Genomic DNA, 22,670 nt, shown 5'->3' with positions numbered 1-22,670 from the left:
ATTCATTTTGCATGTGCTTGGATAACATTCAGAGCAGCAGGACTTTTCGGATAGGCTCTAAATCCGGGTCATCAAAGATAGGTCAGAGAGCAGCATCATCCCATACCGGATCTCTTGCCGGAAGCTTCGAGGTGTATATGGCTGCATTTAATCAGGCCGGAGTCATTGCTGCCGAGTCCCTGAAGGAGGCATTTCAGGTCGGTGCGCTGCTGGCTTCTGAAGGCCATCCCAGGGGAAACAGAGCAATCATCATAACTAACGCCGGAGGCTTTTCAGTTCTCGCTTCAGATTATGCACAGAGGTACGGAATTGATGTGGTGGAACTTCCGGAAGAATTGCTGGGTGAGCTGAATTCCTTTCTGACACCAGAGTGGGGCCATGGAAACCCGATGGATCTGGTTGGAGATGCAGGGGCAGACAGATATGCCCGTGTATTTGATGTAATGATCCGGAACCAGGATATATGGGATATTGCGTTCGTTGTTGCAGCCCCTTCTGCTGTTCTAGAGTCAAGGCACCTTGCTCAGGAGATTGTAAGGTTTTCGAATTATACTCATAAAATGATAGTCGGATGCCTGCTTGGAAGTGACAGCATGAGGGGCGGCGTGCATGTCCTGAGAGGGGCTTCCATACCAAATTTCTCTGAGCTTCAAGAAGCTTTCAGGATTGTTGGAATGCACTGGGTGTGTAAAAAAATTTATGGTGGGGATTTGTAAGAGCCAGGGGTACGGAATATGGTTTAAACATCCACCATTATTGAATTCCCCTCTACTTTAACAGGGTATGTTTCTATATTGTAAGTCTTAATCTTTGACTGAAGCATGCTAATATACTGAATAGTTCTCATCAGGTCTTCCGGGATAGGTTCATCTCCAGAATAGGTGGGAACAGGACCGCTTAATGCCTCACCTGTAGTTATATCGAATTGTGAGTAGTGCATGGGGCAGGTTAAAATATAGCCCTCCAGGGTTCCCATTTCCAGGGGAGAATTCATGTGACCGCATCTTCTGCTGACCGCGTATATTTTTCCATCGTAGTTGCATAGGACGATCTCTTTTCCTTTTACTTCATATGCTTTCATCCCCCCGGGCGCTATTTCATCCAGTTTTGCCACTTCAACGAACATTTTAACCTCTTTTGAGCATAGCAGCGGGTATTTCAGTAACAGGTATCTGTCTGAGCCCAACTGTGTCGGTAACATCTTTATGCACGTATAACAAACACCAGCAGCATTTCATATAATCAAACTGTGCCCTGTGAAAAGGTATGCAGGGGCAAACCAGTTTCATTCTCCCTTCCCTGTCCGCCGGGAGTCCCTGGCACGGGCAGTAAGAAATGCCGTTTTTTTGCTCTAAATAAACTTCCTGCTCTAATAAAAAATCAACCAGTTCCTCATCAGGACTGAATTTATACCCTAACGGATCTACTGCCCTCTCGAACATGTATCTTAGTGCCCTTTTTCTTGATTCTACGTTCATAATGGGATATTCCTCTCTTATATCTTCACAAATATTTTACCATCCGACGATTTCCACTCATAAACCGGTAGTTTAATTTCCCTGGCATCTAAAAACTCACCTGTCCTGATATCAAATCTCCAGTCATGGCACGGACATTTGATTATATAGTCTTTTAAAGTACCCCCTGCTAATGCACATGCCATATGCGCGCATTTGCTTGAGACAGCATAGATCTTCCCGGCTTTTTTAATGAGAAGAACCGGCAATCCTTTCGGGAATACCATATTCACATGATTTTCCTGCAATTCATTCTCTTCAATTGTAAAAACCCATGAAGGTTCATACTTCATTTTTCCACCCCAATATTCCTGCTCCAAAGATACAGACGATATTAATCGGTTTATTTTCCATTTTATCTCACTCATCTCCCGGTTCTGTTAAGTTATGTCGATATAATAATTATGTCTTTATCTTCAAGACAACCTTACCCCGCGGATGTCCCTTTTGCTGGTATTCAAGCGCTTCTCCTGCCTGTTCCAGAGAAAAAGTTTTATCAACATGCACTCTGATAGCGCGTTTATCAACGAGTTCAGCCAGTTTAGATAATCTTTCACTGGTCACTTGCGTGAGCTGTCCTATAGCCTTCACCCCGTATCGCTCCATGAGTTCAGAACGGGGCTGCTCTAACATAGAAACGATTATGCCGCCTCTCTTGAGTACCTTGAAAGATTTTAAGTACGTCTCTCCGCCCACTGTATCATAGACTGCGTCATAACCATGCAACATATTTTCGAAGGACTGATTTTTGTAATCTATAGCCTCATCCGCTCCCAGTTCTTTAACGTATGGTATATCTCTCGCACTCACTGTTGTCGCCACATATGCTCCCAGGTGCTTGGCAACCTGGATGGCGACCGATCCTATACCGCCCGCGCCGCCGTGTATAAGGATCTTTTCGCCCCTGGAAAGACCTATATGATCAACAAGTGCCTGCCAGGCGCTTACCCCTGTAAGCGGCAGTGCTGCTGCTTCAACATGACTGGTGTTCTTTGGTTTATGTGCCGTGGATTTTGCATCTGCTAAAGCGAATTCGGCAAATGATCCTGATCCGCCACTTAAGATGCTAGCATATCCGTAAACCTCATCGCCTATTTTGAAACCCAAAACGCCTTCTCCCACTTCCTCTACAACACCTGAAAAATCCCCACCCAGCGTTGCAGGGAACTGCAATGGCACCATTTGCTTCATATACCCTTCGCGGATTTTCCAGTCGACAGGATTAACACTGGCTGCATGCACCTCGACGAGAAGGTGCCCCAGGGACAAAGTGGGTTTTGGTGCGTTTTTATTAATCTTGACAACTTCACTACCACCGTACTTATTGATTTGTGCGGTTTTCATATTTATTACCTCCTTCTTCAGCGGGTTTTCTAACATAGAGTATTTAACTGATTTAGTTCAAACCCCTCAAGACCGCATACACTTTCTCTATGAAATATACTTTGTATCATAGGACTTATAACTTTTCAGAGCCTCTGTTGCTCAGAAATATTTAAAGTACAAACAACGCATATTAAAACAAGGGGAGTAAATTATGGTAACTGGTAGAGACAATGGAGATATACGCATTGCTATAGCATGTCAGGGCGGTGGGAGTCATACAGCTTTTACTGCAGGTAATGATTGGATAAGGCTCGGATATCTTCCGGGTGATAAGTTCAAGAGTATCAAGCTGAGATTCATTCAAATGCTTTACGAGCTGGATAGAGGAACAAAGATGGATCGCAATCCATCATTTATAAATGAAATGATGAGTTATGGTGAAGATGAGGCCAGAAAATTACTGATGGAGCTGATGTAGGCTCAGATCACGCAGGGCAGGTACATCCCATAATGAAGTGGCTTCTTGAACAGCATTAACGATGGCTTGAGCTGATGCTTCTGCTGCAAAGGATCCAATGGCATTTACATTAGCGATTTGCCCTTTGCCTGTTGATAGAGCAAAAATGGTATCGCCATCGAACATTGTATGTGCAGGACGGACAGCACGCGCCAGGCCGTCGTGAGCCATCTGGGCTACTTTATTGGCATCTCCTCTCGTTAATTCTGCATTGGTTACTATAACACCGATCACTGTATTGCTTACAACCCCGGTAAAGCTATGGGGCATCTTTGATAACATTTGCAGAGTATTCGCGAACGTCCCTTCTGGTAATTTAAGGGCACCTGCCAGAATTTTCCCTGATGCAGGGTTGACCACATCACCAAAGCAATTGACTGCGAAAAGTGCGCCAACTAACAGGTCTGGCACAAGCTCAATAACTGCTGTGCCTAGCCCGCCTTTCATGCGTCCTGCCATGCCAAGGATACCTCCAACAGTTGCCCCGGTCCCGGCTCCGACCGTGCCTGCCCGGGATGAGAAATCTTCAGTAGCAGCATCGCAGGCAGCATAACCCATCGCAGCATCGGGACGTATATCTGCTCGCCCTATCCTCAGATCGAATAGCGCCGCAGCAGGGACAATCGGAACACGCATCACACCCGTATCAAGACCAATGTGACGCTCCTCCAGCCAGTGCATCACCCCATCCGCTGCAGCCAGCCCAAAGGCGCTGCCACCCGTCAATAATACCGCATGTACCTGTTCAACCAGATGTATAGGGCGCAAGGAATCAGTCTGGCGTGTACTTGGCGCGCCACCCCTCTGATCTACGCCACAGATAGCTCCCTCCTGGATCAATACTACTGTGCAGCCTGTCGCAGCCTCAAAATCCTGAGCGTGCCCGACTCTTACACCAGGAATCTCTTTACATTTATTCATTTATGAGTTATCTTTACTTACAAAGCTCACAAAATGTAAGATCAGGGAGGGAATTATAGCCCCAGTAATTCTGAATATTTCTCAGGGTTATATCCAATAACTACATTACCATTGATTTTTACGAACGGGAAAGCAGAACCACCATATTTGGACATCTCCTCCAGTATCTTCTCCTGTTCTTTCTCATCTGCCAGGTCGTAATCTATATATTCAAATGGAATGTTCCTGTCCGTGAAGAATTTCTTTGTTCTCCGGCACCACGGACATGTACTGAGTGCATACATAGATACTTTCACCATTTTATCACTCCCACATTCCTATAGAGGTATATGTGCAATAAAGTTTATGGTCTGCTGGATCTCCATGCTCCAAGTCCACATGCATAAAATCTTTGAAAATGATCCTATATTTACGTACATTGCCAACTACTGGCAAGGGCGGAGTAGTTCACAATTTCTTAAACATATCTTTGCTACAAACACCGCACGAAGGACATACCCAGTCATCTGGCAGATCTTCAAGAGCAGTCCCGGGTTTTATCTGCGGAGGGTCCCCGACCTCGGTATCGTATATATAATTACAAACTGTACATAGATATTTTGCCATTTCTTCACCTCTTCAAGCAATAAAAGCACTTCCCATATTCATCAGAACTCCCTATAGCTAATTATTTTTAATAAATCAAAAAGCTATCGTATTTACAAATTAAAAAGGATCGGTATTAATTTCTTTACAATTTCAACCACATCCCTATTAAGAGATAAGGAGTATAACAATTGCTGTGAGTTATTATGGCAATAGACCCTGTATGTAAAATGACAGTCGAAGAGGCAAGCGCACAGCATAAAACTACATATCAAGAGGAAACATATTACTTCTGTTCAGCAGCGTGCAAGAATGCCTTTGAGGCTAACCCGGATAAATATCTGAAAGAAAAACCATGGTGGAAATTCTGGTAGCTCAATGAAAGGAGCATTGGGGAATACTCGATGAACGATTATTTAAGCGGGTTAATATGAAAAAGATCGCAGGTGTACTGCTACTTCTCATGATTACTTCTATCCCTTCTACTCCTGGAGCATACTCTGGTAATTCTACAACACTAGCCGATAATAACACATATTTCACTAGGATTTATGTTGATGGTGCGAGCGCAGATTCCAGAGGTTATAAGCTTCTTCTGAGATCAAGCGAGCGCCATGCAGGTATTCATTTCCAGCCCTATATTATAAATGTAAATTTCATCCTTATGGATGGAGATAAGGTTGTTTATTCTGATACAAAAAGGCAGATACCTGTTGGGGAGAGTGCAGGCGGTTCTACAGAAATCTCCCATTCATGGCAGATTGCACTGGAAGAGGGCAAGAACTATACGGCTCGGGCAGAAGTCTACTTATATGATAAGGGAAAGGCGGAATATCTTACCACAGTCACAGCGGATTTTACTGCAATAGTGGACGCAGCTATCGCGGATATTTATGGTGACAGCATCGGTGCCAGTGCTACCGTGAGGGGAGAATCCATGGTTCCGCTTGATGCAAAAATAATTTTCACGCTAAAACAGGATGGCAGGGTACTGGAAATAAGGGAAACGAAAGCGCCATTTATTATGTCCAATGATAAAGAAAAGACAGTGGACGTGCTGTGGAATAAAAGCCTCCAGCCAGGCACATATATCATAAGCTCTGAACTGCAGGGTAAGGAAGTAATTACCAGATACGATAAAGCCATAACCGTCGAAAAAACCAGAATCACCGAGCCTGCTGCAACGCCTGCACCGGCTGCACCAGGATTCCCGGTTTATGCTGCCCTGGCTGTTCTGCTGGCGGTAATTCTGGTGCGCAGGGATAAAAGATGAAGTTATCGGAATTAAAAGCAGCTCTTTTCTATGCGAGGCGTGATATTGTAAAGAATAAAAAAGTCTTTATCTTTATCACAGCAGCCATCATATTCGCTACCGCCAACATCATTATAGTGAACGGGTTCATGGACGGAATAGCGAATGACCTCGTAAGCAATTCCATAGAGACTTCCATCGGTCATTTGAATATATATCCAGGAGAGGATGATAGATTTATCGAAGGGGTTGGCTTTAAGGAAAAGAAGCTTTCATCTATGGATGAGGTTGTTGCTTTCTCATCCAGATTGTATGCCTCAGGCACATTATCTTTCCGCGATAAAGCTACTGCTGTGAACATAATTGCCCTCGATGCAACAAATGAAAAGAGGGTTACAAATCTACTTGAAAAACTTGATAGAGGCAACACTCTGGAGGCAAATGACAGGGATATCCTTATCTCTTTTCGCCTTGCTGAGGATATGGGCGCTGATGCGGGGGATGATGTGCAGGTGGTGTTTGAGAATGGTGCTTCTCAAACATACAGGATTAAAGGGATTACACATACTGGCAGCTACGAACTGGATGTTAATACCGTTTTCATGGCAAAAGCAGAGGCAAACAGCCGGCTTGGTTTTGATGATAAGGCATCCATAATTCTTGTGAAACTCACAGATAAAGATATTGCCGGTGAAAAAAAACAGGTCATGATGGATGAGCTTGGAGTGTTCAAGGTTAAGACCTGGTGGGAAGAGGTAGAGCATATAGTCAAATCCGCAGGGGCATGGTCTGAGTTCTCGAATATTGTCAGTGCAGTAGGCTTGGTAGCATCAGCAATTTCGGTCGGGGTAGTTATACACATAAATGTAGTTCATAAACGCAGGCAGATAGGCATAATGAAGGCTATAGGTGCCAGTAACTCCTTTATATTTACTGTATTCATCTTCGAGGCAGGGCTTTTCGGTATCATAGGCGTGGTGGGTGGCGATCTGCTTGGCTACTATGGTACGAGATACTTTGAAACTCACCCTTTCTGGGAGCCGATAACAAGAACCTGGTTCAGGGCAAGGTTTTACCCCTATCTCCTGTATAATGCATCCATTGTATCCTTTGGCATTACTATACTTGCAGGAATATATCCTGCCATAAAAGCTAGAAGAATAAACATCATAAAAGCAATATGGGGATGAGGAATGGGACTGAAATCCGACCTTGAGACGGCGCTCTTCTTTGCAAAAAAAGATACAGGAAAGAATATTCGGGTTTTTGCTCTCATTATCCTGGCCATTGCCTTTGCCACTGCTAATATCATTATCATAAACGGCTTCATGGACGGCTTTTCTAACTCTCTGGTAGATGCGACTCTGGATATTTCATCAGGGCATGTCAACATATATCCAAAAGAGAATGATAGATACATTGAAGGACTGGGGATAAAGGAACTTAAACTGGATGGAATGGAGAACGTGGCTGCCTACTCATCCCGTCTGTATTCCAGCGGAACGCTATCTTATAATGAAAAAACCAAAACAATCAAAATTGTAGCTCTTGACCCTGAGCGAGAGCAGGGCGTAACTAAGATTCTTGAAAAAATCGAGGAGGGTGAAGGACTTACAAAAGAGAATGAAATTCTCATATCCTACAGGCTTGCCGAGGACCTGAGTGCCAGGGCTGGTGGAGAGGCAACTCTGGTATTTGAAAACGGCGTGTCGAAAACATACAGGATAAAAGGAATAATTCGAACAGGTGCAACCGATCTGGATGCGAACGGCGTTATAATGTACATGAACGAGGCAAACAATGCTCTGGGCCTGAGCGGGAAAGCTTCGATAATAATGGTTAAACTCTCAAAGCGAGAACTGGCAGAAGAATATCGCGATATCCTGAAAAAAGAGCTTGAGGTATCCAAAATCAAGGTATGGAGGGAGGAGATAGAGTCAATCACAGGATTTATGAACACAGTAAAGAAAATAACCGACACAGTTATAGCGGTAGGATTGTTTGCTGCAGCCGTATCTGTAGGCATCATTATCTATGTGAATGTTATCCACAGGCGCAGGCAGATAGGCATAATGAAAGCTATTGGCATGAAAAGCTCTCTGATATTCACAGTATACCTGATGGAAGCGCTGTTGCTCGCAGGCATAGGGGTGGCAGCAGGTGATGCCCTGGGTTACATCGGCACCAAATATCTTGAAACCAGACCCTTCTATTGCCCGATAATCAAGGAATATATCAGCGCAAAGTTCTATACCTATTTGCTATACGATGCTTCAATAGTCTCTACTGCGGTCGTTGTACTTGCAGGTATGTACCCTGCGCTCATGGCAAGCAGAACGAACATCATAAAAGCAATATGGGGAACATAAATGAAGATAATAGAAACAAGAGAATTAAAGAAAACATATACGCTCGGGAAAGTTGAAGTAAATGCCCTCAATGGCGTTAATGCATTGGTGGAAGAAGGAGAATTCGTTGCAATCATGGGTCCTTCAGGGAGCGGCAAAAGCACGTTTCTTAATATGGTAGGTATGCTGGATGTTCCCACAAGCGGTGAAATTTATCTGAATGGCACAGAGATTACAAAAATGGAAGAACATGCGCGTGTTGAATATCGGCTGAGGAATATAGGCTTCGTTTTCCAGTTCTTTAACCTGTTCATGGAACTCACTGCCATAGAAAATGTCATGTTCCCCATGATGCTTTCAGGCCATCCTTTTTACAAAGAGAGAGCTGAGGAACTTCTTGAAAGCGTGGGATTAAAATCGAGAATAAACCACCTGCCATCCGAGCTTTCAGGAGGAGAGCAGCAGCGTGTAACCATCGCCAGGGCGCTTGCAAATCAGCCAAAGCTGTTGTTGACGGATGAACCTACAGCAAACCTGGATACTAAGGCCACGCATGAGATCATGGAACTGTTTAGAAGATTGAATGAGGAGAAGCATCAGACCATAATTATGGTGACACATAATCCTGAACTCGGGGCAAAAACGGACAGGATTATACATTTCAGGGATGGGAAAGTGGTGAAATAAAATGAAAGTAAAGATAAACTATGACTACAGCCAGCAGGCATTGCTGGGAAAGGAGGATGAGGTAGAAGTAGCAGAAAATACCACGCTTGGAGAACTTCTCGCCCAGATTGATGCAAGGATCATAGAAATTGGAGAGAAGAAAAATATCGATGTATCCGGCCTTTACATGTTAAGAAACGAAGAGCTGGGCTGCATCGTAGCGATCAATAAAAAACCGCCTGAGAATTTATTGAAGTATAAGCTTCAGAACGGGGACGAGATCGATATCGTATTTGGATTCTGCGGAGGATAAGCATGACTGAGAGATGCATATACTGCGGCATGGAAATTGAGGATAAAGGTGTAGTGAGAAAAATCGACGGAGAAGAAATTAAGTTTTGCAGCCAGCACTGTGCAGTCATGTTTGAAGGGCTTGAGAAAAAGGGAAGGATGAAAGCTGCGATCATGGGTGAGCGGGCTGAAATAATATCCAGGCTGGAAGAAGAAAGAGGGACTAAAGTCATAACATTGATTCACAGAAGGGAGCCGTGGGAGGATAAAGACGAGAGGTACATCTCCATTGAGGATACAGAGCATGTCTTGATGAGGATAAGACAGACGCCCGGAGACAAAGACGTGGATTTGATCCTGCACACTCCCGGCGGACTCGTGCTGGCTGCTGAGATGATAGCCATGGCTGTGAAAAACCATCCTGCAAAGGTCTCTGTTATTGTTCCCTTTTACGCAATGTCAGGCGGCACGCTCATTGCTCTTGCAGCGGATGAGATTATTATGGAGAAGGACAGCGTTCTCGGACCTGTTGATCCGCAGTTAGGAGGTGTGCCAGCAGGCGCCTTAATCTCATTGCTTGGGAAAAAGCCACCGGAGAGCATCTCGGATGACAATATCATGCTTTCAGAAGAAGCCAGGAAAGGCATATTGAGAGTACAGAAACTGGTAGAGTGGCTGCTGAGAGATAAGATGGAAAAAGAGAAAGCAAAAAAACTGGCTGAATTTTTAACAGGAGGGTATACGACCCACGATACGCCCATAGTTTTCGAGGTTGCAAAGGGATTTGATTTGAACGTCAAGCAGGGTATTCCTGAGAGAGTATATGAACTGTTCAGGACATTTGAGTTCGGCGCATGCTCCAGGCCGCAGTATGCGAGATATTAACTTCAGGCTTGCAGCAACAATAAAGTGCCTCTTTATAAGATTAAACGAACTTTACGCCAAGGTCTGATAGACCATTTCTGATAGCCATATTTATCAGAAACGGTGTCAGGGATTCGATCATGCGGGATTCACTTAAAGGACCACCATCCAGCGGTCTTACGCTACGTATCTCCCGCGTCAGGTTCATTACCACCTGCTTCGCATCCGTATCATCGCCACAGATTACAACATCGCCTTCTATATCTAAATCAAGGTTGCATAACTTTCGATAGGATAGGTTATGGTAGGCTGATATCACTTTTACCTCTGGAATAAGGTGCTGGATATGAAGGGCAGCACAACCCTCATCTGGAGGCGTGTACTCAAACCATTTGTTCTTTTTCATGGGCACAACTAAGGAAATAACAATCTGGTTTTTTAGAACGGGGCGCAGGCATTCAATAAGCCCTAATGCCGCCTCATAGGGGACAGAGAGTACGGCAACATCAGCTCTCTCCACAGCTTCTTTATTACTGGCTCCGTCAATAAGGCATTCTATGCCGCGGTCCGTAAGCTGGCAGGAATAGCCGCATGCAGCATCTTTTGCCTTATCTACATCCCGCGAGCCGATATAGATCTCGTGGCGCGATGCCCACCTGCAGGCTAATCCTTCACCGATTCTGCCTGTACCGCCTAAAATAGCTATTTTCATAGAGCTATATTTCAACCAATTTATTTCTTTAGGGCTTCTTTACTATATATCGAATTAAGCACAGGAGGAGTGGCACTTACAGGTTCCTCTGGAGATTTTCTTTAATTTTCTAATCTTCAACGTTTTCACCTCGCTTGTATAAATTATATCTATTTCTTAATTGCTTTTTGGTTTAAGTATGCAAACTTTGTCTGTAGTTTTCTTAAAATATTTTAACCAAAACTTCTTAAAAAGAAAAATCCATATAAAAAGGATAAAGACGCATCCTAAAAGCAGAGCAGTTAAAGCAACAGGTGCAGATGCATGGAAAAATATGAAGTCATAATCATTGGCGCTGGTCCGGCTGGACTCAGGGCTGCCAGGATCTTGGCTGAAGCAGGAAAAGATGTTCTCGTATTGGAGAGAAACAGGGTTATCGGACCTACAGTATGTGCCGGGGGTTTGACTCTTAAGAATTTTGATTTTATTCCAAAAAGTATAGTTGATAAAACTTTTAACCACATGGCTTTGCATACGGCAAAAGGAACATACGATGTGGATCTGGGCAGTCATCCACTATACACAGTTGACAGGGGAAAACTCGGGCAGTGGATGTCAAAAGAGGCGCAAAAGGCTGGAGCAAAGATCAGGACGGCATGCCGTGTCAGTGAAATAAAAGAAGATCATGTTCTTGTAAATGGCAAAGAAATCGGATATGATCATCTTGTAGGTGCAAATGGTTCTAACTCGACAGTCCGGAAATTCTTGAATATACCCGTTAAAAAAACGCTAACTGCAGTCCAGTATATTAGCAAAACCCCAAGACAGGACCTTGAGATATTCTTAGAAGACTTTAAAAATGTTATTAAGTACGACTGGATATTTCCACATAGTGGCTTTACTTCTATAGGAATGGGAGGATGGACTAATAACGCAGCAATGCTCAGGCGCAGTCTTGATAAGTTATGCGATAAGCTCTCCATCGAGAAAACAAAGTTCGAAGCTGCACATATTAACTTTGATTATAGAGGATTTGCTTTTGGGAACAGGTTTTTAGCCGGTGATGCGGCTGGCTTTGCATCAGGACTGACTGGCGAGGGAATCTATCCGGCTATTTTATCAGGAGAAGAGGTTGCAAGAGGAATACTGAACAAAAATTACGAGTATCATGGAATAAAACATCTTTTAAAAATGAAAAGCAGCCAGGAAAAACTTCTGCGCATCTTAAGTATAAATTGGTACATCCCTTATATTATTTTTAATAATTTCGTTCCTCTTCTCTTGAAGAGAAGGAATTTATGCATTATGATCAACAATAAATACAGTATAGTGTAGAAAATATGGGGGATGTAATATATAATATATAAGATTCATAGATGCAGCATCACTCTTTATCATATACCTTCATAAGTTATACTGGAGCCAATTGTCACATTTTTATATTTGAAAAAAAATTTGCTGTTTTTTTATACCAAGTAAAAAATTAGTAAGCGTCATTTGACTTTTTAAAGCAAAAACCGATTAAGGGATAAGCATCTACTATTAACATGTTGAAATCAGGAGGTGAATAAGAGTCTATCTGAAAAATTAAAACCACAGAGAGCACAGAGAACACAGAGATGTGTTTAAAAAATCTCCGTGCCCTCTGTGTCCTCTGTAGTTCATTCGGAAATATACTACTGATTGATTTTCGGATAGGTTCTAAGCCTGCACTCGAAAAAATACGCCTTGCATCAATATACAAACTGGTTATAGAGTTAACATGACAACAGAAAAAACGCTAAAAAAGATATTAAATGATTTAAAAAATGCCAGAGGTATTGAAGCATTATTTATAGTACGCAGGGACGGTCTGCTTTTTATAACAGTTGGCAGCGCGATATTGACTCTGGTGTTTCTTCCAGCTCTGGTATATGCCGTTGATGGCAACATATCTTATGACGCAAATGCCTCCAATGCTACCGATTCCCCAACTGAACATACTCACCCGGATACAACTACAAACTCCTCAAATTTATCTATACACGCTCATGCAGATATAAATCTGTCTGCTGCCTTTCTAATGAACAGCAGTGCGGAGAAAATAAAAGTTAACATTGAGGATTTCGGTAAAAATAATCCTTTAACTGCTTTTCCTCCTGGTTTATCTATCAGATTTTTTAAAATAAATGCCCAGAACATATCTTACGAATCCATCACTATTAATGTAGCCTACTGCGAAATGGATATAAAAGGCACAGATGAGGAAGATCTTGCCATTTTCAGGTATGAAGCCAGTAGTTCAACATGGATAATGCTGCCCACGGAAGTGAACAAAGAGGATAATACTTTGAGAGCATCTTCAAACTTCTTATCCCTATTCGCAGTTTCCTCCCATCCTGAAAATAATGCTACTCATACCCATGATACATCTCAAACGGATAGCAGCGATTCCCATAGCTGCACTGACATGGGCGACAGGTCTCTATCTGCTTCTCTCACTTTACCTGGAGAGGGTGAAATCACTCTTGAGATAGAAAGCGAAAATAGCTCCGATTCTTCATTACCTGGAGATCCAATCAAATTTTTCAGGATAGGTGCCAGGAACTTATCTTATAGCAGGGTGGACATAGAACTGGTTTACAGCGATGCAGTATTAAATGGGGTGAATGAGAGTAACCTTTCAATCTCCCATTACACTAATTCAGCATGGGTAATGCTTCCCACAGAAATACATGAAGACGAAAATACATTAAAGGCTTCTGTAGAATCCCTGTCTTTATTTGCAATGTCTACTGTTTCAGGAATGGGCACAGGCATGAGTATGGGTGCGATATCCAACTGTCTGCGATGCCACGGGAGCAGCAGCACAGTATCAGGTGAGGGCATGATGGGAGGCATTCCGAAAGTAAATGAAAACATGATGAATCTGAGCATTCATTCGAACCTGAATAATGCAAGCTCTAACCTGAATCAGGCATGCTGGGCATGTCATTCCAACTCTACCACACCTCCGACCATACACCCTCCGATGCACAAGCCATCAGCTCTTACCTGTTATGATTGCCATGTAAATGGCATAGACAAATTCAACCCACCGAGAACAATCGAGCATACCCTGCACGCAGCCAATATCATCGTGAACGCTTCATGCCAGCTCTGCCACGGTAAATCACAGATGGTTAACCTTGACGGGAAGACTCTGAATTCAACAATTTCTCATTACGGCAAGAACAGAACTGACATGCTGGATTTAAACAAAACAAATACCAACTGCTCGTACTGTCACCAGAACCCGGTTTCTGAGTTTTCAGATGTTTTCAATAAGACCTCAAGAACCAACATAACGCACAATGGTGGTCTTAGCTGCTCCTCATGCCACGGCATAAGCAGGATACATGATTCAACCCCTGTTAATATGCGGGGTTATAGTTTATCCAATTGCGTACAGTGTCACGGTTCTGGTGGCTTTGCCCTGAATAAAGTAAGCGAATCACTCATCAACCAGAGTATTCATGCAAACCTGAACAATGCAAGCTCTAACCTGGATCAGGCATGCTGGACATGTCATTCGAATACAGTTACAGCACCTGAGAATCATCCGGACATTACTAAACTGCCCAGCTCATGCTCTAAATGCCACATCGATGGGGCTCTTAATTTGATACAAAAACAAAAAGGTATCCAGGCAGTGCATATATCTTCGCATAGCCCGGAAAGCCAGAAGATAAGGACTCCTGCCTGTACTCTCTGCCATAGCAACGATGTCCTTGCCTCAGGGAAAACAATAAATTCCACAGTCTCTCATTACTCCATGTACCCGAAAGTGGATACCAGGGATTGTGTAAGCTGCCATCAGAACAAAGAGATCGGAAAAAAGTGGGGAGAGCCACCTGACCCAAGAGAAAACATTCGTCTCTCGAACATAGAGAAGAAGCTGGTCTCAGACGATATCTGGAGAATTAATCAGAATTACAGCATAGCTGTCGGTGAAGTAGATAAAGAAGGTCAGTCAGCCTGGCTTGAACTATATTATAATGGAGTCTTGATACAGAAAGAGCTGGTTCCTGAAGGCGGAAGTTTCAAGTATGACACAAAACTGGTGCAGGGAGGAGACAATAAGACCATAATCGATCTCAGGATGGATGGCATTTTCTATGGCGGTACTGTTAGCTTAATAACATTTAGCGGGCTTGTGCCAGAGCATACACATACCGAGACGAGCAGCGTGCAGTGCTATGCCTGCCATGTTAAAGAATACAGGTCTGACAGGCCGGAGGGACAGAGGTATTTTGTACTTAAAAAAGAGGACCAGAGTGTTACCTTAAACCAGCTGGATATTGATTTTACAAGCTCTGAAAGGAAAACATTGTATTCCAACAATTCATGGGATCTCGGCAGCGGTTATAAACTCTCTGTAAAGGATTTCAGCCTGAATCGCGAGTATGTATGGCTTGTACTTACACAAAACGACATTATAGTTAAAGATGATTTTATCAAAGAAGGAGAATATTTTACATATAATACAACACTGAACGGCGTAGATATCACAATGCTTCGCCTGAAAATCGCCAGCTTGTTCGTAAAAGGATGAACAATAATGGAAGAAATGAAAAAATATCTGCTTTTTATTGTTCTTGCTATCCAGATGATTAATTTATCATCTGCCACTAACGATACTAATCCTGATATAATAGTTGTTATTGAAGATGCACGCCACATTTCAAACGAGACTATTGTAATTGGATATAATGAGGCTATTAGCAACTATACAGGCTCCGAACTGAGTTCTGGTCAGGATGTACTGGTCGGTAGTGCTCCCGGAACGTTTCATGAGCCTGTTCTAATCAATGGTAGTTTTGGTCCGGATTGTATAAGCTGCCACCGCCCTGGAGGAATTGCACCAAAGCAGATCGATATTGAAGCATTTAAAAAGAGCGTTCATGCAAACCTCAATAACAGAACAAACAGCACAGTGGCGGCAGAACCTCTAAATAAAGCATGCTGGGCATGTCACGGCAACGGCAGCAAGCCGCCGGGTCATCCTGAAGAATACAAGTCTCCAAAATCATGCGCTTTATGTCATTCATTTGGTATTGCTTACAATGCCACTCTAGTAAGTGGGCACACGAAGGCGGGAATAAATCTAACCATAAAAACAGGCTGTGAGACATGCCATGGCAATGTTGTTGTTAAAGAAGGAGTAAACAATACGAGGGCTAACGTTTCACATTATGGTGGAAAGGTAACATACAACTCGACAGATTGTCTCTCATGCCATGGAAACTTAACTAATGCCACAAAATGGGGAAACACACCCCAGGTATATTCCCACACCAGGAATGGTTCGTGTACAGACTGCCACGGCGCTGGAGAGGTCAAAACGCTCCACGATGCAAACCTGACATTTCCTGCTGAAAGAACATGCATAAAGTGCCATACTTCAGAGAACGCTGTACAAATATACGGGGCAGCAGCAATCATTCGCACTCATTACCCGGACGCGCCTGAGGGTAAGGCAGATACAACTCTTGTAAATACCAGTTTTACATGCTCGCTGTGCCATAACGTGACTAACACCACACTCCATAATAGTTCTCTTAGTAAAAATCTCTTATATGAGAACAATATTTCACAGAATAATGCTTCACAGAATAATGCTTCACAGAGCCTCTGCTATCAATGTCATGGTGTCGGAGGAAGTTTTCCCTATAAACCTGATATTCAGATTCCGCGCCTTATCCACGGCAACCAGAGTGAGCACGTTGCAGAGGGAATGAGGATAAACTGCGAGACATGCCATGATTCCAATAGATTGAGCAGGTTCCACAAACCTTCAGCCGCATGGGATAGACCTGTTGGAAGAGTAGTAGATAGTACAGGCGCCCAGTGTACAGACTGCCATAATACTCACATAAAACAGACGATCCCGAATGTTACCTGCTCAACATGCCACATCGGTTATTATGCTTCTCACTACAGTGGTATGGTAGTAGAAAAGATTAACAAGACTCTCACCTGCGGTACCTGCCATAATGAGATAAAAAATGAGTTCCACAACCTGACAGGACCTGATAGAAACTTTTTAGAACCCGTAATAAAAACAAATGGTACAGGAATTTTATCATGCGATTCATGCCACAATGCTACAGGAAAAGAGAAATTTCATTACAGCGAATTCCCGACAGGAAGCATCCAGTCGCCTGGCTGGTATAACTGGAGCAACGGCAGTAGAGTAAATAACTGCTCAGACTGCCATGTGAAATATGGCGGAGAAGCCCCATTTAACGCCACCAATCTGACCAATCCTCTGCACAGAGCGGCGACCAACTGCACCCTCTGCCATGGCGGGGACACTCCCATAGCCCTGCATGTGCTCCAGAAATCAAACACAGTGCCATATGTCAGAGATATAATTCTGATCCCCCAGAAGACTTATGCAGGTGAAAGGGTTTCCCTGAGTGTTCTGGCAGTCTCAGGGTGGGATGCGAATATCACGAAAGTAGAGTACTTTATCGATATGGTAGAAGAGGGTGGAAAGGGCATCAATATGACTCTGGGAAAAGAGCTTGCCGGGGGTCAGGTAAGGGAAGCTTTTGCAGATATGGATACTTCTGACCTGAAGGAGGGCACGCATATAATTTCTGTACATGCACAGGATTCAAAAGGCATATGGGGGGATGTGAAGCCAGCACCTCTCGTAATAGTTAAAAAGACAAACCCCTGGTTCATATTCAAACACTGGGAATTCATATTTTTAATTATGGGTATATTGATATTAATTTACGTATTTAAAAAATTAAGTAATCTATTATGGATATTGGAAATACACTTTTATTGACAGCACTCTTCTCTGCCGTAGCTTCAGTATTGCTGTGTAAACGTAACAATTATTATTTCTTATGGATGCTTCGCTGGACGTTTTTCTCTCTTTCATTAGCAGTTTTGCTTCTGGTTTACTACTTTATCTCAAAGGACTTCAGTATAAATTATGTATATATGTATGGCGGGAACCAGCCCCTTGTATACAATATAGCTGCATTCTGGACAGGAAAGGAGGGAATACACTTATTACTGGCATGGGCTACCATGCTGTGTATTTTATTTTTCCAAACAAAAAACAAAGAAAATCATGGATTTGCACTGAAAACACTACGTATAGTCTTGATAATTGAGATTTTATTACTGATAATCACTCTCGCCGATTCGCCTTTTAAACCGATAATGGGGGTATTTAATACAGATGCCTTATCAGGGAACGGGTTAAGTCCTAAATTTATTAGCCCCTGGTTTTTGGTACACCCGCCCCTGCTGGTTATGGCATATGCGGCAAGTATAATCCTCTTTGCCGCAGCAATGGTATATCTGCACTCAGGGGAAAAAGAATGGGTCAGGACGGCAAGGTCGTGGGGGAGATTCTCCTGGCTCATGTTATCCCTTGGAATGGCGACAGGGGGATTATGGGCATATGAGATCATCGAATGGAACGGATTCTGGCGGTGGGATCCCGTTCAATCAGGCGCCCTTGCTGTCTGGCTTGTCCTGACTGCTGCTTTGCATGCGATTGTAAGGCACGGACATAATAGTCTGGAGTATAAAACAACTGCCCCTCTGTTAGCAGCATCGGTATTTATTCTGAACATCTACGTAATGTTCTTTACTCGAATAGAGGTACGTGGCTCGAAGCACAACTTTATAGGAAGTGCTGTGTGGCCCGTTTTGCTCGTAGGGGTATTTCTGGCGATAATCGCAGTGTTATTTTTGATTTTAAAGAGAAAGCGATCTGATTCAGGTGGAGCTATCCAGAATCTGAAGCCTGCATCGCTTAATTCAATGCGCAGTTCATTCCATGCTACCATTCTACTGTTATGTATGCTGGCGTTCGTACCTGTCTGGAGCATACTCCACTCGTTGACTTCCGAAGAAATTGGTGAATTTATCCCGATCCCTGAAGAGGTATATAACCTCTGGAGTTTTCCCATAATTCTAATGCTGACACTGTTGACGGTCTACTGCATGCTCCAGGGGGTAGTAAAGAGAAAAGATCTTATCAGTGTAATGCTTGCATCGATTTTTATCGGAATAGTGACAGCATTTTTGCCAGAAACGCAAACGCCTACCCTGCTCAGTTATACCTCGGAATTCTATCAGCAATCAACGCTTCTTGTGCAGTCTATTGGATCTGCTCCTATGTTCTCTTATGTATCTGTATCTCTTTTTGCTATCATAGGGACAATGTTCAGATTTTTATACGGCAAAAATCGATTCTCATATAATAATATAGGTATAGGATTGATCCATGCAGGATTTATCCTAATAGTGCTTGGTGCAGTTGCATCCACATCTTTCAGTAAAGAAGGTTCACTCGATTATGCTCTTAAAGAATTAAATATCTTACAGAATATAGACCTTACATGGAGTGCTGAGATAACAGATTACAGCATCATGGATATCGGGGATGGATGGGAACGAACATTGAATCTGAGTATATATAAAAACGGAGAATCCCATGGTTCAGGCACACTAAGCCTGGCAAAAAGCGATGGATCTGGTTATTTCCATAAAGTCCTTCTCCACAGGACATTATTCACAGATATCCTGATACATTTTGCTTCAGATACGCCGGGTCAGTCAGTGATTAAGCTTAACGTAAAGGTTGTTCCTCTGGTAAATCTTCTCTGGGGAGGAGTTCTTTTAATGATTTGTGGAATTATTTTTCTGGTAAAACCAAATTTATCCTCAAAAACAGGCTAATTTTTTCATTATTTAAATCAAAAACCACATAAATAAAGGCCGATATTAATTTTTTGGACTTATAATCAGGTATCTGTATAACAGCTCAAATAGAGTACCTGATTTAAGAGTTATTTGCGGGAGAATATGGAGGCAACCAGATGAAGAGAAGAATAATACTTGCATTGCTGCTGTTAACAGTAGCAGTTTTTGTAATGTTATCTGAAGCTTCGGCGTCTAAAAATTATCAACCAATGGGCGCCGCGATGAATCATATTGATATGGACAATCAACTTATCCCGGATGGAGCGACAATCCAGCTTGAGGCAAAGCCCTTTGTAAAAAGTATTAATGGCAGCGATGTTATTATGTATGGCTACAACGGCCAGATCCCTGGACCCATGATAAAGGTCAGGCAGGGCAGCAGCATCTACGTTAATTTCACAAATAACCTTGATATAGAGACTACTGTCCACTGGCACGGGTTGAGGCTGGAGAACAGGTTCGACGGAGTTCCCGTTGTTACGCAAGAACCTATCAAGCCAGGAGAAAGCTTTCTCTATAAGTTAGATTTCCCAGATGAGGGCATCTACTGGTATCATCCTCACATAAGAGACGATATAGGTCAGGAGATGGGATTATACGGGAATATGCTTGTTGAACCTGTCAATCACATGAGCGGTTCGGTGAATAAAGAGGCGGCTCTATTTCTCGATGATATCAAAGTTGTAAATGGCGATATCTACCCATTTAACAGAAATTACGCTGATTTCACGCTGACAGGACGATTCGGGAATATCATGCTGATCAATGGAGAGGCGGATTATCAACTGAACGTGAGGAAGGGTGAAGTGGTGCGCTTTTATCTCACTGATTCTGCAAACACAAGAACATTTAATTTCTCAATTGAAAACACAAGGATGAAATTAATCGGGGGAGACTCAGGAAGATATGAAAAAGAAACTTTTGTGGACTCTGTCGTACTCAGCGTCGGAGAGCGGTACATTGTAGACGTTCTCTTTGATAAGTCCGGCACGTTTCGGATTCTCAATAACATTCCGGAAGAGAATAACACAGTGACGACATACGTACTTGGCACAGTAAATGTCTCAGATGAGGCATCTTTCAGTATGAGGTCAAAAAGTACGAGGTCAAAAGGCTTCTCGATACTTAAGAAAAATTACGATGTGATCAGCGATATAGCACCGTTCAAAAAATATCGTTTCACAGAGCCGGATTATAAGCTTGATCTCACTGTTGATATCCTCGACGAAGAGCTGGCGAAGCAACTTGAAAAAATGACGATGGATGTTGAGCCAATAGAGTGGGACGAGGATGAGGATATGGCTATGATGAACAGCATGTCAACAAGCGAGAATGTGAAGTGGATGATAAAGGACAATGCCACCGGGAAGGAGAACCCCGGCTACCAGGTAAAGGTCGGCGACATAAAGAAGATCAGGATATTCAACGATCCGGAATCGATGCATCCCATGCAGCATCCCATACACCTGCACGGACAGCGCTTCCTTGTTCTGACAACGGATGGGAAATACAATGGTAATTTAGTATGGAAAGATACAGTCCTCGTGCCTGCTGGAAGCACCATAGATATTCTCGTTGAATTTACTAACCCGGAAGAATGGTTGATGCACTGCCATATACCAGAACACGCAGAGGCAGGCATGATTGCATCCTTTACTGTTAGTTAACAGTAGAGCGAGACCTTCAACTTGAGGTTTTGTCTCATGGATTCTAAATGAGTCTTAGGTTTAAGCCCTCATCAGCATCCATCTCTCCCCCGCTCACCTGCAGCTATATAGACAAAGCCCATATAGAGCTCGGTCATGGAGGTATTCCTGAGATACTTATTAATGGATTCCCACGGGTGGCGCTCTGCCAGTTCAATGGTCACGCCAAATGGTCGGGTTAAGAAGACCAATAATGGTGCTAACCACGAGCCCCGGCCTGAGGACATTTTCAGGTCAAGTACAACCCAGCGCTTTCCTGGCTTTAAAGCCCGGCACCCATTCTGGATGACCTTATCATACTCCGCAACCAGCGTAAGGGCAAAAGTAGAGATGACCCCATCAATGCCCTCAGGGAATTTGTATGACGCTGCATCGTTCAGCACAAGCTCGACATTTGCCCATCCTTTTTCCTCTACCCTTTTTCGAGCCTGGGCCAGCATGGCGTCCGTAAGATCAACGCCGATGATTTTTCCATCAGGTCCTATTGCCTGCTGCAGTAGCGAGAAGTTCAGGCCTGTGCCGCAGCCGATCTCCACGACTGTATCTCCACGCTGCAGATTGAGCGCATCGACGGCTTTTTTTCTATATGCCCCTATCCACAGGTTTGCGATGATGTCGTAGTGCTTGGCTCGTTTTCTGTAGATGTTAATAATATCCTCGCGGGTTGGAATCGTCATAGTATGCTCCCTTTAATACTTATAACACCTGCATTATTAAAAAACCAATCTTTTGAAAACAGAGTTCGCAGATGCGGGCGCTTAAGTCAGATCGCGCAGCATGAAATTTGCGCTTGTCTGACAGATCTCGCTGCAGTCCAGCAGCAGACGAATATGATCTTGACTTGCGTGCCTGCCGCCCATCTTTAGACAGTACAGACTACTTATACATTTCGTATCACTGAAAAAGGCTTCCTACCGCTCTTTTTTAAGTCCTTTAAATGCAAGTACCCTATACCTTTACACACTGGTTCGATATCGGTAGTACGATGCATTATGGGCAATATTTTTAATGCATCAATTTCATACATATGTACTACAATAGGAGAATAGCTGATGGATCAGATCATGAGGGCTAACGAGTGCGTGACCGGGGAAAAGATTCCCATGATGAAACGCTGATAATGGAATTGCTGCTGCGCCCAACATGAGGTTGATGATTTATCTATTCAACCTTAATTTGACAGTTTAAAAATCTTAGTTGTCGAGAAAGTCTACTATTTTAGCAGGAAA

The 22,670-nt window shown here is 43.2% G+C and carries 22 protein-coding genes and 1 pseudogene; 14 read left to right on the top strand and 9 right to left on the bottom strand.

Features of this window, described 5'->3' with window-relative positions; genetic code table 11:
- A pseudogene (locus ANME2D_RS00530) lies at window positions 1-716 on the top strand (hypothetical protein); the annotation flags it as partial.
- 23 nt (window positions 717-739) lie between these two features.
- Here the strand turns inward: ANME2D_RS00530 and ANME2D_RS00525 are convergent.
- From ANME2D_RS00525 to ANME2D_RS00510, 4 genes are all read right to left on the bottom strand, one after another.
- On the bottom strand, window positions 740-1,126 hold the full coding sequence (locus ANME2D_RS00525) for a Rieske (2Fe-2S) protein (protein WP_048088253.1): 387 nt from the start codon (window positions 1,124-1,126) through the stop codon (window positions 740-742).
- A 1-nt stretch (window position 1,127) separates the two neighbouring features.
- Window positions 1,128-1,478, bottom strand: a complete 351-nt coding sequence (locus ANME2D_RS00520; protein ID WP_048088252.1) for a ferredoxin-thioredoxin reductase catalytic domain-containing protein — start codon at window positions 1,476-1,478, stop codon at window positions 1,128-1,130.
- 17 nt (window positions 1,479-1,495) lie between these two features.
- Window positions 1,496-1,810 (bottom strand): Rieske (2Fe-2S) protein, encoded by a 315-nt coding sequence (locus ANME2D_RS00515; protein ID WP_048089201.1) that lies wholly within the window; start codon window positions 1,808-1,810, stop codon window positions 1,496-1,498.
- A 109-nt stretch (window positions 1,811-1,919) separates the two neighbouring features.
- Entirely contained in the window at window positions 1,920-2,861 is a 942-nt protein-coding gene (locus ANME2D_RS00510) for an NADP-dependent oxidoreductase (protein WP_048089200.1), read from the bottom strand.
- 193 nt (window positions 2,862-3,054) lie between these two features.
- Here ANME2D_RS00510 and ANME2D_RS00505 point away from each other — a divergent pair, with 193 nt between their 5' ends.
- Window positions 3,055-3,321 carry a hypothetical protein gene (locus tag ANME2D_RS00505; RefSeq protein ID WP_048088251.1) on the top strand — a complete coding sequence of 89 codons (267 nt, stop codon included), beginning with the start codon at window positions 3,055-3,057 and terminating at the stop codon, window positions 3,319-3,321.
- Here the strand turns inward: ANME2D_RS00505 and ANME2D_RS00500 are convergent.
- From ANME2D_RS00500 to ANME2D_RS00490, 3 genes are all read right to left on the bottom strand, one after another.
- Window positions 3,301-4,281, bottom strand: coding sequence for a P1 family peptidase (locus ANME2D_RS00500; RefSeq protein WP_048088250.1), 981 nt, complete (start codon window positions 4,279-4,281; stop codon window positions 3,301-3,303). The genes ANME2D_RS00505 and ANME2D_RS00500 overlap by 21 nt on opposite strands.
- Before the next feature lie 53 nt (window positions 4,282-4,334).
- Window positions 4,335-4,580 carry a glutaredoxin family protein gene (locus ANME2D_RS00495; RefSeq protein WP_048088249.1) on the bottom strand — a complete coding sequence of 82 codons (246 nt, stop codon included), beginning with the start codon at window positions 4,578-4,580 and terminating at the stop codon, window positions 4,335-4,337.
- 148 nt (window positions 4,581-4,728) lie between these two features.
- Entirely contained in the window at window positions 4,729-4,887 is a 159-nt protein-coding gene (locus ANME2D_RS00490; RefSeq protein WP_048088248.1) for a rubredoxin, read from the bottom strand.
- 185 nt (window positions 4,888-5,072) lie between these two features.
- On the opposite strand from ANME2D_RS00490, the gene ANME2D_RS17215 reads away from it, so the two are divergent.
- Genes ANME2D_RS17215 through ANME2D_RS00460 form a run of 7 tightly spaced genes read left to right on the top strand, consistent with a single transcriptional unit; the run spans window position 5,073 to window position 10,308 of the window.
- On the top strand, window positions 5,073-5,240 hold the full coding sequence (locus ANME2D_RS17215; RefSeq protein WP_081810061.1) for a YHS domain-containing protein: 168 nt from the start codon (window positions 5,073-5,075) through the stop codon (window positions 5,238-5,240).
- 56 nt (window positions 5,241-5,296) lie between these two features.
- Complete coding sequence (locus tag ANME2D_RS00485; protein WP_048088247.1) at window positions 5,297-6,139, top strand: hypothetical protein; 843 nt, start codon at window positions 5,297-5,299, stop codon at window positions 6,137-6,139.
- Window positions 6,136-7,308 (top strand): ABC transporter permease, encoded by a 1,173-nt coding sequence (locus tag ANME2D_RS00480; RefSeq protein ID WP_048088246.1) that lies wholly within the window; start codon window positions 6,136-6,138, stop codon window positions 7,306-7,308. The genes ANME2D_RS00485 and ANME2D_RS00480 overlap by 4 nt, the downstream gene beginning before the upstream one ends.
- Window positions 7,309-7,311: 3 nt before the next feature.
- On the top strand, window positions 7,312-8,487 hold the full coding sequence (locus tag ANME2D_RS00475; protein ID WP_048088245.1) for an ABC transporter permease: 1,176 nt from the start codon (window positions 7,312-7,314) through the stop codon (window positions 8,485-8,487).
- Window positions 8,488-9,153 carry an ABC transporter ATP-binding protein gene (locus ANME2D_RS00470; RefSeq protein ID WP_048088244.1) on the top strand — a complete coding sequence of 222 codons (666 nt, stop codon included), beginning with the start codon at window positions 8,488-8,490 and terminating at the stop codon, window positions 9,151-9,153.
- Between the two features lies 1 nt (window position 9,154).
- Entirely contained in the window at window positions 9,155-9,445 is a 291-nt protein-coding gene (locus ANME2D_RS00465) for a MoaD/ThiS family protein (RefSeq protein WP_048088243.1), read from the top strand.
- A gap of 2 nt (window positions 9,446-9,447) precedes the next feature.
- Window positions 9,448-10,308 (top strand): SDH family Clp fold serine proteinase, encoded by an 861-nt coding sequence (locus tag ANME2D_RS00460; RefSeq protein WP_052368484.1) that lies wholly within the window; start codon window positions 9,448-9,450, stop codon window positions 10,306-10,308.
- 40 nt (window positions 10,309-10,348) lie between these two features.
- Here ANME2D_RS00460 and npdG read toward each other — a convergent pair whose 3' ends face one another.
- The gene (gene npdG / locus ANME2D_RS00455) at window positions 10,349-10,999 is read right to left on the bottom strand and encodes an NADPH-dependent F420 reductase (protein ID WP_048088242.1); all 651 of its coding nucleotides are present in this window, start codon (window positions 10,997-10,999) and stop codon (window positions 10,349-10,351) included.
- Between the two features lie 303 nt (window positions 11,000-11,302).
- Here npdG and ANME2D_RS00450 point away from each other — a divergent pair, with 303 nt between their 5' ends.
- From ANME2D_RS00450 to ANME2D_RS00430, 5 genes are all read left to right on the top strand, one after another.
- Window positions 11,303-12,313, top strand: a complete 1,011-nt coding sequence (locus ANME2D_RS00450) for an NAD(P)/FAD-dependent oxidoreductase (protein WP_048088241.1) — start codon at window positions 11,303-11,305, stop codon at window positions 12,311-12,313.
- Window positions 12,314-12,740: 427 nt separating this feature from the next.
- On the top strand, window positions 12,741-15,551 hold the full coding sequence (locus ANME2D_RS00445) for an S-layer protein domain-containing protein (RefSeq protein ID WP_048088240.1): 2,811 nt from the start codon (window positions 12,741-12,743) through the stop codon (window positions 15,549-15,551).
- Window positions 15,552-15,557: 6 nt separating this feature from the next.
- On the top strand, window positions 15,558-17,798 hold the full coding sequence (locus ANME2D_RS00440; RefSeq protein ID WP_048088239.1) for a hypothetical protein: 2,241 nt from the start codon (window positions 15,558-15,560) through the stop codon (window positions 17,796-17,798).
- Window positions 17,771-19,711: a cytochrome c biogenesis protein CcsA gene (gene ccsA / locus ANME2D_RS00435; RefSeq protein WP_048088238.1), complete on the top strand. Its 1,941-nt coding sequence runs from the start codon at window positions 17,771-17,773 to the stop codon at window positions 19,709-19,711. The genes ANME2D_RS00440 and ccsA overlap by 28 nt, the downstream gene beginning before the upstream one ends.
- A gap of 140 nt (window positions 19,712-19,851) precedes the next feature.
- Complete coding sequence (locus tag ANME2D_RS00430) at window positions 19,852-21,402, top strand: multicopper oxidase family protein (RefSeq protein ID WP_052368483.1); 1,551 nt, start codon at window positions 19,852-19,854, stop codon at window positions 21,400-21,402.
- A gap of 71 nt (window positions 21,403-21,473) precedes the next feature.
- On the opposite strand, the gene ANME2D_RS00425 is transcribed toward ANME2D_RS00430, so the two are convergent.
- Window positions 21,474-22,118: a class I SAM-dependent methyltransferase gene (locus tag ANME2D_RS00425; protein ID WP_048088237.1), complete on the bottom strand. Its 645-nt coding sequence runs from the start codon at window positions 22,116-22,118 to the stop codon at window positions 21,474-21,476.
- Window positions 22,119-22,670: the final 552 nt, after the last annotated feature.

Source organism: Candidatus Methanoperedens nitratireducens, assembly GCF_000685155.1.
GTDB lineage: Archaea > Halobacteriota > Methanosarcinia > Methanosarcinales > Methanoperedenaceae > Methanoperedens > Methanoperedens nitratireducens.
The sequence above is the reverse complement of the archived record's forward strand: the minus strand, read 5'-3'. Positions and strand labels throughout refer to the sequence as shown.

Coding starts and splice junctions, on each gene's coding strand:
- ANME2D_RS00525 (WP_048088253.1), bottom strand. CDS start 1,126: ATGTTCGTTGAAGTGGCAAAACTGGATGAAATAGCGCCCGGGGGGATG.
- ANME2D_RS00520 (WP_048088252.1), bottom strand. CDS start 1,478: ATGAACGTAGAATCAAGAAAAAGGGCACTAAGATACATGTTCGAGAGG.
- ANME2D_RS00515 (WP_048089201.1), bottom strand. CDS start 1,810: ATGAAGTATGAACCTTCATGGGTTTTTACAATTGAAGAGAATGAATTG.
- ANME2D_RS00510 (WP_048089200.1), bottom strand. CDS start 2,861: ATGAAAACCGCACAAATCAATAAGTACGGTGGTAGTGAAGTTGTCAAG.
- ANME2D_RS00505 (WP_048088251.1), top strand. CDS start 3,055: ATGGTAACTGGTAGAGACAATGGAGATATACGCATTGCTATAGCATGT.
- ANME2D_RS00500 (WP_048088250.1), bottom strand. CDS start 4,281: ATGAATAAATGTAAAGAGATTCCTGGTGTAAGAGTCGGGCACGCTCAG.
- ANME2D_RS00495 (WP_048088249.1), bottom strand. CDS start 4,580: ATGGTGAAAGTATCTATGTATGCACTCAGTACATGTCCGTGGTGCCGG.
- ANME2D_RS00490 (WP_048088248.1), bottom strand. CDS start 4,887: ATGGCAAAATATCTATGTACAGTTTGTAATTATATATACGATACCGAG.
- ANME2D_RS17215 (WP_081810061.1), top strand. CDS start 5,073: ATGGCAATAGACCCTGTATGTAAAATGACAGTCGAAGAGGCAAGCGCA.
- ANME2D_RS00485 (WP_048088247.1), top strand. CDS start 5,297: ATGAAAAAGATCGCAGGTGTACTGCTACTTCTCATGATTACTTCTATC.
- ANME2D_RS00480 (WP_048088246.1), top strand. CDS start 6,136: ATGAAGTTATCGGAATTAAAAGCAGCTCTTTTCTATGCGAGGCGTGAT.
- ANME2D_RS00475 (WP_048088245.1), top strand. CDS start 7,312: ATGGGACTGAAATCCGACCTTGAGACGGCGCTCTTCTTTGCAAAAAAA.
- ANME2D_RS00470 (WP_048088244.1), top strand. CDS start 8,488: ATGAAGATAATAGAAACAAGAGAATTAAAGAAAACATATACGCTCGGG.
- ANME2D_RS00465 (WP_048088243.1), top strand. CDS start 9,155: ATGAAAGTAAAGATAAACTATGACTACAGCCAGCAGGCATTGCTGGGA.
- ANME2D_RS00460 (WP_052368484.1), top strand. CDS start 9,448: ATGACTGAGAGATGCATATACTGCGGCATGGAAATTGAGGATAAAGGT.
- npdG (WP_048088242.1), bottom strand. CDS start 10,999: ATGAAAATAGCTATTTTAGGCGGTACAGGCAGAATCGGTGAAGGATTA.
- ANME2D_RS00450 (WP_048088241.1), top strand. CDS start 11,303: ATGGAAAAATATGAAGTCATAATCATTGGCGCTGGTCCGGCTGGACTC.
- ANME2D_RS00445 (WP_048088240.1), top strand. CDS start 12,741: ATGACAACAGAAAAAACGCTAAAAAAGATATTAAATGATTTAAAAAAT.
- ANME2D_RS00440 (WP_048088239.1), top strand. CDS start 15,558: ATGGAAGAAATGAAAAAATATCTGCTTTTTATTGTTCTTGCTATCCAG.
- ccsA (WP_048088238.1), top strand. CDS start 17,771: ATGGATATTGGAAATACACTTTTATTGACAGCACTCTTCTCTGCCGTA.
- ANME2D_RS00430 (WP_052368483.1), top strand. CDS start 19,852: ATGAAGAGAAGAATAATACTTGCATTGCTGCTGTTAACAGTAGCAGTT.
- ANME2D_RS00425 (WP_048088237.1), bottom strand. CDS start 22,118: ATGACGATTCCAACCCGCGAGGATATTATTAACATCTACAGAAAACGA.